This window comes from Rhizobium sp. SG2393 (assembly GCF_042610495.1).
GTDB lineage: Bacteria > Pseudomonadota > Alphaproteobacteria > Rhizobiales > Rhizobiaceae > RU20A.
The window spans coordinates 14174-28026 of the sequence record NZ_JBHGAP010000004.1 but is presented as its reverse complement, the minus strand read 5'-3'; the positions used below and the strand labels follow the sequence as shown (position 1 = coordinate 28026).

Annotated in this window: 15 protein-coding genes; 6 read left to right on the top strand and 9 right to left on the bottom strand. The window is 63.1% G+C overall.

The annotated features are described in order from the left end of the window. Positions 1-9: 9 nt before the first annotated feature. Positions 10-1785: a stimulus-sensing domain-containing protein gene (locus ACED18_RS11955; RefSeq protein WP_377292702.1), complete on the bottom strand. Its 1776-nt coding sequence runs from the start codon at positions 1783-1785 to the stop codon at positions 10-12. A 186-nt stretch (positions 1786-1971) separates the two neighbouring features. Then, complete coding sequence (locus ACED18_RS11950; RefSeq protein ID WP_377292423.1) at positions 1972-2697, bottom strand: response regulator transcription factor; 726 nt, start codon at positions 2695-2697, stop codon at positions 1972-1974. 331 nt (positions 2698-3028) lie between these two features. On the opposite strand from ACED18_RS11950, the gene ACED18_RS11945 reads away from it, so the two are divergent. The 3 genes from ACED18_RS11945 (at position 3029) to ACED18_RS11935 (ending at position 5954) form a co-directional block, all read left to right on the top strand. Next, positions 3029-4639 (top strand): phosphoenolpyruvate carboxykinase, encoded by a 1611-nt coding sequence (locus ACED18_RS11945; protein WP_377292421.1) that lies wholly within the window; start codon positions 3029-3031, stop codon positions 4637-4639. Positions 4640-4774: 135 nt separating this feature from the next. Then, a complete protein-coding gene (gene arfB / locus ACED18_RS11940; RefSeq protein WP_377292419.1) occupies positions 4775-5209 on the top strand; it encodes an alternative ribosome rescue aminoacyl-tRNA hydrolase ArfB in 435 nt (144 codons plus the stop codon). Between the two features lie 133 nt (positions 5210-5342). After that, positions 5343-5954 carry an alpha-ketoglutarate-dependent dioxygenase AlkB family protein gene (locus ACED18_RS11935; RefSeq protein ID WP_377292417.1) on the top strand — a complete coding sequence of 204 codons (612 nt, stop codon included), beginning with the start codon at positions 5343-5345 and terminating at the stop codon, positions 5952-5954. A 9-nt stretch (positions 5955-5963) separates the two neighbouring features. Here the strand turns inward: ACED18_RS11935 and coaA are convergent, their stop codons facing one another. Genes coaA through hisB form a run of 7 tightly spaced genes read right to left on the bottom strand, consistent with a single transcriptional unit; the run spans position 5964 to position 10574 of the window. Continuing rightward, positions 5964-6953, bottom strand: coding sequence for a type I pantothenate kinase (gene coaA / locus ACED18_RS11930; protein ID WP_377292415.1), 990 nt, complete (start codon positions 6951-6953; stop codon positions 5964-5966). Positions 6954-6958: 5 nt separating this feature from the next. Beyond that, on the bottom strand, positions 6959-7279 hold the full coding sequence (locus ACED18_RS11925) for a phosphoribosyl-ATP diphosphatase (RefSeq protein ID WP_377292413.1): 321 nt from the start codon (positions 7277-7279) through the stop codon (positions 6959-6961). Positions 7280-7291: 12 nt separating this feature from the next. Further along, positions 7292-8068, bottom strand: coding sequence for an imidazole glycerol phosphate synthase subunit HisF (hisF, locus tag ACED18_RS11920; protein ID WP_377292411.1), 777 nt, complete (start codon positions 8066-8068; stop codon positions 7292-7294). After that, positions 8068-8811, bottom strand: a complete 744-nt coding sequence (gene hisA / locus ACED18_RS11915) for a 1-(5-phosphoribosyl)-5-[(5-phosphoribosylamino)methylideneamino]imidazole-4-carboxamide isomerase (protein ID WP_377292409.1) — start codon at positions 8809-8811, stop codon at positions 8068-8070. Before hisA ends, hisF begins: the two co-directional genes overlap by 1 nt. Before the next feature lies 1 nt (position 8812). Continuing rightward, complete coding sequence (hisH, locus tag ACED18_RS11910; protein ID WP_377292407.1) at positions 8813-9463, bottom strand: imidazole glycerol phosphate synthase subunit HisH; 651 nt, start codon at positions 9461-9463, stop codon at positions 8813-8815. Continuing rightward, complete coding sequence (locus tag ACED18_RS11905) at positions 9463-9948, bottom strand: DUF2628 domain-containing protein (protein WP_377292405.1); 486 nt, start codon at positions 9946-9948, stop codon at positions 9463-9465. Before ACED18_RS11905 ends, hisH begins: the two co-directional genes overlap by 1 nt. 20 nt (positions 9949-9968) lie before the next feature. Beyond that, positions 9969-10574 carry an imidazoleglycerol-phosphate dehydratase HisB gene (gene hisB / locus ACED18_RS11900; protein ID WP_377292403.1) on the bottom strand — a complete coding sequence of 202 codons (606 nt, stop codon included), beginning with the start codon at positions 10572-10574 and terminating at the stop codon, positions 9969-9971. Positions 10575-10750: 176 nt separating this feature from the next. On the opposite strand from hisB, the gene hslV reads away from it, so the two are divergent. The 3 genes from hslV to ACED18_RS11885 all read left to right on the top strand — a co-directional run bounded on the left by hslV (position 10751) and on the right by ACED18_RS11885 (position 13829). Further along, positions 10751-11308 (top strand): ATP-dependent protease subunit HslV, encoded by a 558-nt coding sequence (hslV, locus tag ACED18_RS11895; RefSeq protein ID WP_377292401.1) that lies wholly within the window; start codon positions 10751-10753, stop codon positions 11306-11308. An 84-nt stretch (positions 11309-11392) separates the two neighbouring features. Continuing rightward, complete coding sequence (gene hslU / locus ACED18_RS11890; protein ID WP_377292399.1) at positions 11393-12700, top strand: ATP-dependent protease ATPase subunit HslU; 1308 nt, start codon at positions 11393-11395, stop codon at positions 12698-12700. Between the two features lie 172 nt (positions 12701-12872). Further along, entirely contained in the window at positions 12873-13829 is a 957-nt protein-coding gene (locus ACED18_RS11885; RefSeq protein ID WP_377292397.1) for a DUF1402 family protein, read from the top strand. Positions 13830-13853: the final 24 nt, after the last annotated feature.

Below are 13853 nucleotides of genomic sequence, written 5' to 3'. Positions count from 1 at the left end.
GGCATCTCCTCAGGCCGGCTGCTCGAGCGGCAGGGACAGCGTGAAGCGCGCACCCGCGATCTGGCCCGTCTTGTCGTCCTTCAGGTTTTCCGCCTTCAGGCTGCCGCCATGGGCCTCTGCGATCTGACGCGAAATCGACAGGCCGAGACCGGAATTCTGGCCGAAATCCTCGCCATCCGGCCGGTCCGTATAGAAGCGCTCGAAGATGCGGTCGATATTCTCGGCCTGGATACCCGGACCATTGTCTTCCACCTGCACGATGCAGCGGTTCCTGGAGCGCGTCAGCCGGATCACGATACGTCCACCCGTCTCCGGCACAAAGGAGCGCGCGTTCTCGATCAGGTTGGTGATGATCTGGCCGATCCGCAGCTCGTAGCCGCTCACGACGAACCGGGCCTTCGGATCGTTCTTGCGGTCCACGACGAAATCGAGAAGCACAGGCTTCTTGTGATTGCGGATCTGGCGCGAGATGTCGATGAGATTGGCGAGCAGCGTTTCCATGTCCACGCTTCTGGCATCGCTGCGCGCCAGTTCGGCATCGAGGCGGGACGCATCCGAGATATCGCTGATCAGACGGTCGAGACGCCGCACGTCATGCTGGATGATGTCGAGGAGCCGCTTCTTGGAATCGTCCGAGCGGGCCAGCGGCAGGGTTTCCACCGCACTGCGCAACGAGGTCAGCGGGTTTTTCAGCTCGTGGCTGACATCGGCAGCGAAACTCTCGATCGCGTCGATCCGGTCATAGAGCGCGCTCGTCATGTCGCGCAGTGCAATGGAAAGATTTCCGATCTCGTCCTGGCGAATGGAGAAGTCGGGAATTTCCTCGCGTACTTTCGCCCCGCCGCGCCGGACGCGAATGGCAGCCGCGGACAGGCGCCGGAGCGGATTGGCGATCGTGCTGGAAAGAAGCAGCGACAGGATGACGTTGACGAGAGCCGCCACGCCGAAGACCCTGATGATGGCCAGGCGCTCGGCATGGACGATCTTGTCGATGTCGCCGGCCTGGGTGGACAGGAGCAAGACACCGAGCACGGCGCGGAACCGCTGTACGGGCACGGCAACGGAGACGATCAGCTCGCCCTTCTCGGTCACGCGCACGACTGCGCCGCGCACGCCCGTCAGTGCGTTCATCACTTCAGGATAGATCGTGCCGCTGCCCCCCGGCGGCTCGCGGTAGAGCGGCAGATTGCCCGGCTGCAGGAGCCGGTTGAACCAGGTGTTGAAACGCTCGACCAGACTTTCCGATTCAGGCTCCACCGGCGGCAGGTCGAAGCGCAGCACCTGGCCGCCGCTGTAGAGGTGGCGCGAATCGAGCAGCAGATCGGCATCTGCATCGAAAAGGCGGGCGCGGGTGCGTGTCGGCGAAATCAGCCGTCGCAGCACCGGCGCTACGCGCTCCTGGATGATCGGAAAATCGAGGTCCTCGTCGCGCGGCAGCGGCGTGATGCTCTGTCCGGCCTGCAGTTCCAGGAGCTTTTCGGGATCGATGGTGATCGAATTGGTATCGACGGACGCAGATGCCGCGATCGCACCCGCGATGATCTCGCCCTGCGTCAGCAGGCTTTCGACGCGCGCATCGATCAGCCCCTCGCGGAACTGATTGAGATACATGATGCCGCCGACGAGAACGACAAGGGCGACGAGGTTGAAGAAGACGATCCGGCGCGTCAGGCTCGAAAAGACGGCATTGCCGAAGATCCGGCGGATCAGCGTGAAAGGATGCGTCCAGCGACGACCACGGCCAAGCGCGCCGGACCGGCCGGCCGCCTCCTCGCCATCATTGATCTGAACGCTGTCCACCACCCGCAACTCAGCGCGAAATCAGGCTTTCGCGCCCCCTCTTTCCGTTTTCATGGGTTGCCGTTCCCGTGCTGATGGGCGCTTCGCCGGCAGAATGCAAGACCGCCATATGCGCGCCGGCGCACCGGACTGGCCAATCCGGTGCCGAATGACCGCCGGGCCGCCCCTTTGCTATGCCGCTTCCCGGAAGCGGTAGCCGACGCCGTAGAGGGTCTCGATCATGTCGAAGTCGGTATCGACCATCTTGAACTTCTTGCGCAGCCGCTTGATGTGGCTGTCGATGGTGCGGTCGTCGACATAGACCTGCTCGTCATAGGCCGCGTCCATCAGCGCATCACGGCTCTTCACAACGCCGGGGCGTTGCGCCAGCGAGTGCAGGATAAGGAACTCCGTGACGGTCAGCGTGACGGGCTCGTTCTTCCAGGTGCAGGTGTGCCGCTCCTGATCCATGACCAGTTGGCCGCGTTCGAGCGAACGGGCCTGCACGTCGGCCGCCTTTTGGCCGCTCGCGGTTGCGGTCGCCGCAGCCTCGCGGTTTGCCGAGCGGCGCAGGATGGCTTTCACGCGCTCCACCAGCAGGCGCTGGGAGAACGGCTTTGTGATGAAGTCGTCGGCGCCCATCTTCAGCCCGAAGAGTTCGTCGATCTCCTCGTCCTTGGAGGTGAGGAAGATCACCGGGATATCTGATTTCTGACGCAGGCGGCGCAGAAGCTCCATGCCGTCCATGCGCGGCATCTTGATGTCGAAGATAGCCAGATGCGGCGGGCGCGCCAGCAGGCCGTCGAGCGCGGAAGCGCCATCGGTATAGGTCTCCACCTTGTAGCCTTCGGCTTCCAGAGCGATCGACACCGACGTCAGGATATTCCGGTCGTCGTCAACGAGGGCGATTGTCTGCATCTTATCGGGCTCCATCCAGTGTGTTCCGGTGCGGCGCCGCGGGCAGGAAAGGGTCAGGCCTCCGCACGACGCCCCAGCGGGCGAAGCGTTACATGAGGATAAAGGTGGAACAAATTGTGGCAAGGGGTCTTCGACGGTTCGCTGTGTCCTGCGGTTGTCGCGATGAATCGTCTGACTCAAACGATTTAAAAAATACGATTATTTTGTTAAATCGATTAATATACTGATATCATTCGCGTTTTAGCCAATTCCCGCTTGCCGGATTTAAAAATCCACTTTATGTTCCCGTTCAAATTCAACGTGTTTACCCGATCGGAAGGAACAGGGGACCATGGAGGAAATCGGCATCTGCAACCCGGCTCTCACACTCGAGGCCATTGGTTTCAGCGACCTTTCGACTGTCCGCTACAACTTTGCGGCTGCGGAGCTCTACGAAGAGGCCATCCGCAACGGCGAAGGCAAGGTGACGGCGCATGGCGCCTTCAGCGCCGTGACCGGCCAGCACACCGGTCGCTCGCCGAAGGACAAGTTCGTCGTCCGCACCGCCGAGACGGAAGACCAGATCTGGTGGGACAACAACAAGCCGATGTCGCCCGAGCATTTCGCGGTCCTGCGCGATGACATGCTGGCCCATGCCCGTGGCATGAACCTCTATGTCCAGGATCTCGTTGGCGGCGCCGATGCCGACAACGCCCTGCCGACGCGCGTCGTCACTGAATTCGCCTGGCACTCGCTCTTCATCCGCAACCTCCTGATCCGCCCGGAACGCGCCGCGCTCGCAACCTTCGCGCCGAAGCTCACGATCATCGATCTGCCGAGCTTCAAGGCTGATCCCGCCCGCCACGGGTGCCGCACCGAAACCGTGATCGCCTGCGATCTCGTCAATGGCCTGGTTCTCATCGGCGGCACGTCCTATGCCGGCGAAATGAAGAAGTCGGTCTTCACCGTCCTCAACTACTTGCTGCCGGCCAAGGGCGTGATGCCCATGCATTGCTCGGCCAATGTCGGCCCCGATGGCGACAGCGCCGTCTTCTTCGGCCTCTCCGGCACCGGCAAGACCACGCTGTCGGCCGATCCGAAGCGCACGCTCATCGGTGATGACGAGCACGGCTGGGGCGAACACGGCATCTTCAACTTCGAAGGCGGTTGCTACGCCAAGGCAATTCGCCTGTCGGCTGAAGCCGAACCGGAAATCTTCTCCACCACACGCCGCTTCGGCACCGTAATGGAGAACGTCATCCTCGACGAAAACCGGGTACCGGATTTCGATGACGGCTCGCTGACCGAAAACACCCGCTGCGCCTATCCGCTGGACTTCATTCCGAACGCCAGCGAAACGGGAACGGCCGGTCACCCGCAGACGATCATCATGCTGACGGCCGACGCATTCGGCGTCATGCCGCCGATCGCCGAACTGACGGCCGAACAGGCCATGTACCACTTCCTTTCCGGCTACACCGCAAAGGTCGCCGGTACGGAAAAGGGCGTGACCGAACCGGAAGCCACCTTCTCGACCTGCTTCGGTGCGCCCTTCATGCCGCGCCATCCGGCCGAGTACGGCAACCTGCTCAAGGCCCTGATCGCCCAGCACGGCGTCAAGTGCTGGCTCGTCAACACCGGCTGGACTGGTGGCGCCTATGGCGTTGGTCGCCGCATGCCGATCAAGGCGACCCGCGCGCTGCTGACCGCTGCCCTCGACGGTTCGCTCGCCGCTGCCGAATTCCGCACGGATGCCAACTTCGGCTTCCGCGTTCCGGTTGCTGTTCCCGGCGTCGACACCAGCATCCTCGACCCGCGGTCCACCTGGGCTGACAAGGCGGGCTACGACGCCCAGGCCAAGAAGCTGGTCGATATGTTCGTCCGCAACTTCGAGAAGTTCGAAAGCCACGTGGACGGTTCCGTCCGCGATGCGGCTCCGGGCCTGAAGCTCGCCGCCGAATAAAGGATCCTCGGGAGGAGGATTCACGTGAAACCCGGTGCGCTCCGTAGCGCGCCGGGTTTTGCGGCTTTGCAGGTGGAAAGAAGAGGTCTTTCTCCGCCATCCGTTCCATGGCAAGGAACGGGAAGGAGAGCAGAAATGGCCAGCCAACCGCTTTACGTCAACGAGACCATCGTCCTTGCCGGCTGGGAATTGACCGAGCAATTCGTGCTGGCCGGCGGCCCGGGCGGTCAGAACGTCAACAAGGTCTCCACTGCCGTCCAGCTCTTCTTCAACATCGCCGCGTCGCCTGCCCTGAGCGACCGCGTCAAGCGCAACGCCACACGTCTCGGCGGGCGCCGCGTTTCCAATGATGGCGTGCTGATGATCGAGGCGAGCCGCTTTCGCAGCCAGGAGCGCAATCGCGAGGACGCACGCGAGCGGCTGAAGGAACTCCTCCTCGAAGCCGCAGCCCCGCCCCCGCCGCCGCGCAAGAAAACCCGTCCCACCCGAGGGTCGGTGGAACGCCGGCTGAAAGAAAAGGCCGGACGGGGCGAGATCAAGCGTCTGCGGGGCAAGTCCGACGCCGACTGATCCCGGCGCCAGGCTTCGACGTATGCTCCGCAAGGAAACCGGTTCTATTGCGAACCGGCAGCGCGTCTCATCGGCAAGTCGGCCCTTGTAGCCGCGTCATGACACTCGGACTCCGGCTCATAAAGGGGATCTCATGCTTGTTCTGCCCAAGGGCGTGCGTCATCTGCCCGGCTATTTCGATCGCGGCCAGCAGGAATCCCTGGTCGAGGAAATCCGCGCCGTGGTGGCGAAAGCACCGCTCTACGTTCCGGAAATGCCCCGCACCGGAAAGCCGATGTCTGTTCGCATGACCAATTGCGGAACGCTGGGCTGGGTCACTGACAAACAGCGCGGCTATCGCTATCAACCGCTCCACCCGGCTAACGGCTACCCCTGGCCGCCCATTCCCGCCTCTCTCATGACGCTCTGGGAGGCGGTGAGCGGTGCGCCGAAGGCGCCGGAGGCCTGCCTCATCAATTTTTACGCCGAAACCGCGAAGATGGGTCTGCATCAGGACCGGGACGAAGAGGACCGCGAATGCCCGGTTGTCTCCGTTTCACTCGGTGATGACTGCCTGTTCCGCATCGGCGGCGCTGAGCGTGGCGGCCGAACGGTATCCCTCAGGCTCATGAGCGGCGATGTGCTTGTCTTCGGTGGTGAAAGCCGCCTCGCCTTCCACGGAGTCGACCGCATCTACCCGGGCACATCGACGCTTCTGAAAAGCACCGGCCGTATCAATCTCACGCTCCGCCGCGTCACGGTTTGACACCCTGCGTCAGAGCTTGCGCAGCGCCACCGTCTCCGTCAGGTGGTTCGGTCCCTTCTCGATGATGAGATCGGCGCGCGGGCGCGTCGGCAGAATGTTCTGCCGCAGGTTCTTCAGGTTGATATTGGCCCAAAGCCCCTCGGCGATAGCGAGGGCTGCTTCTTCCGAAATCGTTGCATAGCGATTGAAGAAGGATTCCGGATTGCGGAAGGCCGTCTCGCGCAGGCGCATGAAGCGCTTCACATACCAGCTGTGGATCAGCGCCTCGTCCGCATCGATATAGATCGAGAAGTCGAAGAAGTCCGAAACCATAGGCACGATCTTGCCGTCTTCCGGCAGGTTGCGCGACTGTAGGACGTTGATGCCCTCGAAGATGAGGATATCGGGACGGTCGATCGTCCGGAACTGGTCCGGCAGCACGTCGTAGGTCAGGTGCGAATAGGTCGGCGCCTGCACATTCGGCTGCCCGGCCTTGATGGCGGAGAGGAAGCGCAGCAGCGCGCCGATGTCGTAGCTCTCCGGAAATCCCTTCCGGTCCATCATGTTCTGGCTCTGCAGAACCGCATTGGGGAACAGAAAGCCGTCGGTGGTGACGAGATCGACCTTCGGGCTGGACGGCCAGCGCGACAGAAGCTCGGCGAGAATACGCGCCGTCGTCGATTTGCCCACGGCGACCGAGCCGGCAATGCCGATGACGAAGGGGGTCTTCGTCTCGTTGGGCATGTTGAGAAAGCGCTTGCGCTGCTCGAAAAGCCCCTGCGACGAGACGACATGGGCCGACAGCAGACGCGACAGCGACAGATAGATGCGCCGGACCTCCTCCAGGTCGATCGGGTCGTTCAGCGAGCGCAGCCGCCGCACCTCGTCTTCCGTCAGCGTCAATGGCGTATCGGCGCGGAAGCGCGCCCATTCCTCGGCCGAGAAAAAGCGGAAGGGCGAGTAGGTCCCGTTATCGTAGCGATCGGGGATGTCAGCCGGAACGGGATCTTTGGCCAGCATGTGTCTCAGCTTTTCCGGCTCGCTTTTTCGTCTATGCCGGAACGGCCGGTGCGGCGCTCCAGTTCGTCATAGACATCCTGCAACGCAATTCCTGAAATTTTCAATACGACCATGAGATGATAGAGAAGGTCGGCGCTCTCGCTGACGATTTCGGCCCTGTCGCCGCCGATCGCAGCGATCACCGTTTCCACCGCCTCCTCGCCCAGTTTCTTGGCCGCGCGCCCCTGCCCTTGCGCGACCAGCTTTGCCGTCCAGGATTGCTCCGGCGAAGCGGTGGCCCGTTCGGCAACGATGGCCTCGAGATGGTCGAGCGTGAAACCGGTCATGATGGTCGTTCCTCAGTCGAGTCGCATGGCGATGCCGCTGGCTGCCATGTGCCGCTTTGCCTCGCTGATGGTGTAGGTGCCGAAATGAAAGATGGAAGCGGCGAGCACGCCCGTCGCATGCCCATCCTTCACGCCGGCGACGAGATGATCGAGCGATCCGACCCCGCCGGATGCGATCACCGGCGCGCGGATTGCGTCGGCAACGGCTCGCGTCAGGCCGATATCGTAACCGATCTTGGTGCCGTCCCGGTCCATGGAGGTCAGAAGGATTTCACCGGCACCGAGATCGACAACCTTGCGGGCAAAATCGACCGCATCAATGCCGGTAGGCTGGCGCCCGCCATGGGTGAAGATCTCCCAGCGATCCGCCTCGCCATCCGCCGACACCCGCTTGGCGTCGATCGCGACCACGATGCACTGGTTGCCGAACTTGTCGGCGGCTTCCGCGACGAAGTCGGGGTTCTTGACCGCAGCTGTGTTGATCGAAACCTTGTCGGCGCCGGCCAGAAGCAGCTTTCGGATATCGCCTACGGCCCGCACACCCCCGCCCACCGTCAGCGGCATGAAGCACTGCTCGGCAGTCCGCCCCACCACGTCGAAGATCGTCTCGCGATTGTCGGAGGATGCGGTGATGTCGAGAAAGCACAGTTCGTCCGCGCCCGCCGCATCATAGGCACGCGCGGCCTCGACGGGATCACCTGCATCGATGAGATCAACGAAATTGACCCCCTTCACCACCCGGCCGTCCTTCACGTCCAGGCAGGGGATCACACGTGCCTTGAGGCTCATCAGGCGTCTCCTTTGCGGGCTGCACGGATCAGGCTCAGCGCCTCGGACGGATCAATCCGCCCGTCATAGAGGGCGCGGCCGGAAATGGCGCCTTCCAGCTTGCGCGCGTCCGGTGCCGTCAGGCGGCGGATGTCGTCCATGGAGGCGAGGCCGCCCGAGGCGATGACGGGGATGGAGACGGCCGCGGCGAGTGCGAGCGTCGAGTCCCAGTTGATGCCGGCGAGGATGCCGTCGCGGTCGATGTCGGTATAGATGATTGCCGCGACCCCTGCGCCCTCGAATTTTTTCGCAAGCTCGATGACGCCGAGTTCGGAGGCTTCCGCCCAGCCCTCGACGGCGACCTTGCCGCCCTTGGCGTCGATGCCGACGGCGACTTTGCCGGGAAAGGCCTTGCACGCCTCGATCACCAGTTCGGGCTGGCGCACGGCAACGGTGCCGAGAATGACGCGGGCAAGACCGCGGGAAAGCCAGCTTTCGATATGGTCGAGCGTGCGGATGCCGCCGCCGAGCTGCACCGGGTTCTTTGTCGCCTTCAGGATCGCATCGACGGCTGCGCCGTTGACGCTTTCACCAGCGAAGGCACCGTTCAGATCCACGACATGCAGCCACTCGAAACCCTGTTCCTCGAAGGCGAGCGCCTGCGCGGCGGGATCCGTATTGTAGACGGTCGCCTGATCCATGTCGCCGAGTTTGAGGCGCACGCACTGGCCGTCCTTGAGGTCGATGGCGGGAAAAAGGATCATGTCAGGGCTTCCAGCGCAGGAAATTCGAGATGAGGGCGAGGCCGAGCGTCTGGCTCTTTTCCGGATGGAACTGTGCGCCGGCCTTGTTGCCGTTGGTGACGAAGGCCGTCACCGGACCGCCATAATCGGCCGTCGCGATCACGTCCTGCGGCCGCGTTGCGGCGAGGTGATAGGAATGCACGAAATAGGCGTGCAGCCCGTCCGGCCCGGTCGGGATACCCTGAAACAGCGGATGCGGCTGTGCCAGCGTCAGCGTGTTCCAGCCGATCTGCGGGATTTTCAGGGCGGGATCGGAAGGCGTCATCTCGACAACATCGCCGGCGATCCAGCCGAGGCCGGTCGTGACGTTCTTTTCCAGCCCGCGCGAGGACATGAGCTGCATGCCGACGCAGATGCCGAGGAAGGGCCGGCCGGCCGTCTCGACCACTGCGCCCAGCGCCTCGACCATGCCGGGCACGGCGTCGAGCCCACGCCTGCAATCGGCGTAGGCGCCGACGCCGGGCAGCACGATCCGGTCGGCGGAGGCGACGCGGTCCGCCTTGTCCGTCAGCTCGATCTCCGCGGAAATGTCTGCCTCGCGCGCGGCGCGTTCGAAGGCCTTGGTGGCCGAGCGCAGGTTGCCCGAACCGTAATCAATGATGGCGACGCGCATCAGCGTTCCCCGTATTGTCCGAAAAGGCCGAAGCCGGGTGTGGAGGGCGGCAGAACCTTGCCGCCGGAAGACGCAGGAAGCACGACCGTTGCCTGAGGCCCGGTGGATGCCGCCTCGACAGGATGCCGGCCGCTGAAGAACAGCGCTTCCGCGCCCTGTCGCGTCACATCGGTAAACGCCGCGCGCATGGCCCAGCCACGCGCCTCGAGCTGGCGGGCCATCAGCGCGCGACCCTCGAAAGCGACGACAAGACCGAGCGCCAGCCCGCCGAACAGGCCGATCTCCGGCCTTTGCAGGGCTGCAGCGATGCCCCAAAGCCCGATCTGCAGAAGCGCTGCGGCGATCCCGAACAGCCACGCGCGCTGGAAGAGCAGCCAGATGGCCGGAAAGAGAAAGGCGAGCGGAGCAAAGCCGTCCTTGATGAAGACGGCGTGCTCGTTCCGGTCGGCAGCGCCGGGCGGGGTGAGAACGAGATAGCGGCCCATGATCATGCCCTTCCTTGGGCTCAGGCGAGCGTGCCCTTCGTGGAGGGAACGCGGCCGGCCTGGCGCGGATCGATTTCCGTCGCGGTGCGCAGCACGCGGGCGACGGCCTTGAAGCAGGTCTCGGCGATATGATGGTTGTTGGCGCCGTAGATGTTCTGCACATGCAGGGTGATGCCGGCATGCTGGGCAAGCGCCTGGAAGAATTCGCGCACGAGCTCGGTGTCGAAGGTGCCGATCTTGGGCGAGGAGAAGGTGACGTTCCAGACGAGGAAAGGCCGGCCGGAAACATCCACCGCCGCCTTCGTCATCGTCTCGTCCATGGCCAGGTCGAGCGAGGCATAGCGCGTGATACCCTTGCGGTCGCCAAGCGCCTTTGCAAGCGCCTGTCCGATGGCGATGCCGGTGTCTTCGACCGTGTGATGGTCATCCACATGAAGGTCGCCCTTGGTACGGATCTCCATGTCGATGAGGGAATGGCGCGACAGCTGGTCGAGCATGTGATCGAAGAAGCCGACCCCCGTCTCGATCGTCGAGGTGCCGGTGCCGTCGATATTGATCGACACGGCCACATCGGTCTCGTTTGTGCGGCGTGCGATGCTCGCCGTCCTCTTCTGGCTGTCCGACATCGTCTTCCCTTCCGTCAAACCTGCCGCTCCTTAACAGGGCAACCAGCAAATATCCAGCCGGTTGAGGAGCGGGACGACGTGGCGCGGCCGGTTGCATTGCATTCCTTGCAGCCCTGCTTACATGTGCTGCACATGTAAAGGAGCGGGTCGCTCAACAAGGCCCGCGAGGAAAGACCATGAGCGAACACAATCCCTACGGAACCATGCATGCCACGACCATCATCACCGTGCGCAAGGGCGGCAAGGTGGTCATGGCCGGCGACGGCCAGGTCAGCCTTGGCCAGACCGTGATGAAGGGCAATGCCCGCAAGGTGCGCCGCATCGGCAAGGGCGATGTCATCGCCGGTTTTGCCGGGGCGACGGCCGATGCCTTCACGCTGCTCGAGCGCCTCGAGGCCAAGCTGGAACAGTACCCCGACCAGCTGATGCGCGCTGCCGTCGAGCTTGCCAAGGACTGGCGCACCAACAAGTACCTGCGCAATCTGGAAGCCATGATGCTGGTCGCCGACAAGTCGATCACGCTGGCCATCACCGGCAATGGCGATGTGCTGGAGCCCGAGCACGGCACGCTGGCCATCGGTTCGGGCGGCAATTACGCCTATGCCGCGGCCCGCGCGCTGATGGACACGGACAAGTCGGCCGAAGAGATCGCCCGACGCGCCATGGAGATCGCCGGCGACATCTGCGTCTACACCAACGGCAATATCGTGATGGAAGTGCTCGACGCGGCCTGAGGGCGCGGCGGGACGACGAATAAGAGTTCTGCCATCGGATGCCAGCCTTTGAGAGGTGGGTCCGATGGTGACGAAAGGAACGAGATGAGCAATTTTTCCCCCCGCGAGATCGTGTCCGAGCTGGACCGTTTCATCATCGGCCAGAAGGATGCCAAGCGCGCGGTCGCGATTGCCTTGCGCAATCGCTGGCGCCGCCAGCAGCTGGACGACAGCCTGCGCGATGAGGTGATGCCGAAGAACATCCTGATGATCGGCCCGACCGGTGTGGGCAAGACCGAGATTTCCCGGCGCCTTGCCAAGCTTGCCGGCGCCCCCTTCATCAAGGTCGAGGCGACCAAGTTCACCGAAGTCGGCTATGTCGGTCGTGACGTGGAACAGATCGTGCGCGATCTCGTCGAGGTCGGCATCGGCCTCGTGCGCGAGAAGAAGCGCGCCGAGGTGAAGGCGAAGGCGCACCAGAATGCCGAGGAGCGCGTGCTCGACGCGTTGGTCGGTGCGGCCGCATCCCCGGCAACGCGTGAAAGCTTCCGCAAAAAGCTGCGCGCCAACGAGCTGGACGACAAGGAAATCGACGTCGAGGTAGCGGAAAACGCTTCGCCCGCCGGCGGTTTCGAGATCCCCGGCATGCCCGGCGCGAATATCGGCATCCTGAACCTCTCGGAAATGTTCGGCAAGGCCATGGGCGGTCGCACCAGAAAGGTGCGGACCACCGTGAAGGAGAGCTATCAGGTACTCATCAACGACGAGTCCGACAAGCTGCTCGACAATGAGCAGATCCAGCGCGAAGCCGTGCGCGCTGCCGAAGACGACGGCATCGTCTTCCTGGACGAGATCGACAAGATCGCCGCCCGCGACGGGGGTGTCGGTGCCGGTGTTTCACGTGAAGGCGTGCAGCGCGACCTGCTGCCGCTCGTCGAAGGCACAACGGTCGCGACGAAATACGGACCGGTGAAGACCGATCACATCCTCTTCATCGCATCGGGCGCATTCCATGTCTCGAAGCCTTCGGACCTGCTGCCGGAACTTCAGGGCCGCCTGCCGATCCGCGTCGAGCTGAAGGCTCTCACCAAGGACGATTTCCGCCGCATCCTGACGGAAACCGAGGCAAGCCTCATCCGCCAGTACAAGGCGCTTCTGGAAACCGAGGAAGTCACGCTCGACTTCACCGATGATGCGATCGACGAGCTTGCGGCCGTCGCCGTGCAGTTGAATGCCAATGTCGAGAATATCGGCGCCCGGCGTCTGCAGACGGTGATGGAGCGGGTGCTGGACGAAATCTCCTTCGTTGCCCCGGACCAGCCGGGCCAGACAGTGACGATCGACGCGGCCTATGTGAAGGCGCATGTCGGCGATCTCGCCGCCAACACCGATCTGTCGCGCTTCATCCTGTGACATTTCCGTGACCGGCGGCGGCCAAAACGCCGCCGGTCACGGAATTCTTAACGGGGCCTTCCTCGACTTTGCCGGAATTTGGCTCTACCTCCCGCCGCATGATTGCATCGCGCTCGAAAACGCGGCGAGGTGCGGGGATGCATCAGACATCCAGACTGGTCACGGGAAGATCATGTTTCATCGCATCAAGGCTGCCATTGCCGTCGCTGTCGTCTGCCTCCTGCCCTTTGGCGCTGCCGCCGAAGGTGTGCTGAAGGTTCCGGATGGAAACCGCAATGTGGAGCAGCCAGCCATTCCCGGTGCTTCGACGCGCCGAACCAAGGCCGGCCGCACGACCTTCGATGCGAAGTACGACAAGGTCCACGACCTCCTTGCCAACGACAAGCGGCTGATGTCGAAGATCAAGTCCACGGCCAGTGCCTACGGCATCGACCCGATCCACATCATCGGCGCCATCGTGGGCGAGCACACCTACAATGTGGATGCCTATGACCGCCTTCAGTCCTACTACGTGAAGGCGGCCGCCTATGCCGGCGACAGCTTCCGCTTCGACTATGACGGCGAGAAGATCGACGAATTCGTCGATCGTCCGCAGTTTGCCGATTGCGACCGTGCGAAAGGCTCCTATCTCCTCTGGAGCTGCCGCGAACGTATCTGGGAGACGACGTTCCGCGGTCGCGTGGTGGGCGGCAAGTCCTTCCCGGACAACCGGTTCAGCGCTGTCTTCTTTCAGCCGTTCTTTGCTGGTCAAACCTTCGGACTGGGCCAGATCAATCCGCTGACCGCTCTGATGATGACCGACGATGTGGCGCGTGTCTCCGGCTATCCGCGCCTTGATGAGAACGACGCAGCCGACGTCTACAACGCGATCATGGATCCCGATATTTCGCTGGCCTACATGGCGGCGTCGATCCGGCGTTCCATTGATGCGTACAGACGCATTGCGCACATGGACATTTCCGGCAATCCCGGGATCACGGCGACGCTCTACAATATCGGCAATCCTGACCAGCGCGCCGCAGCGCTTGCCGCGCGCAATCGCGGTGCTGCAAGCCCGGCATGGCCGGAAGAGAATTATTACGGCTGGCTCGTCAATGACCGCATCCGGGAGCTTCGCGCGCTCCTCTGAGACCCGGTCAGACAGGGCGCCAAA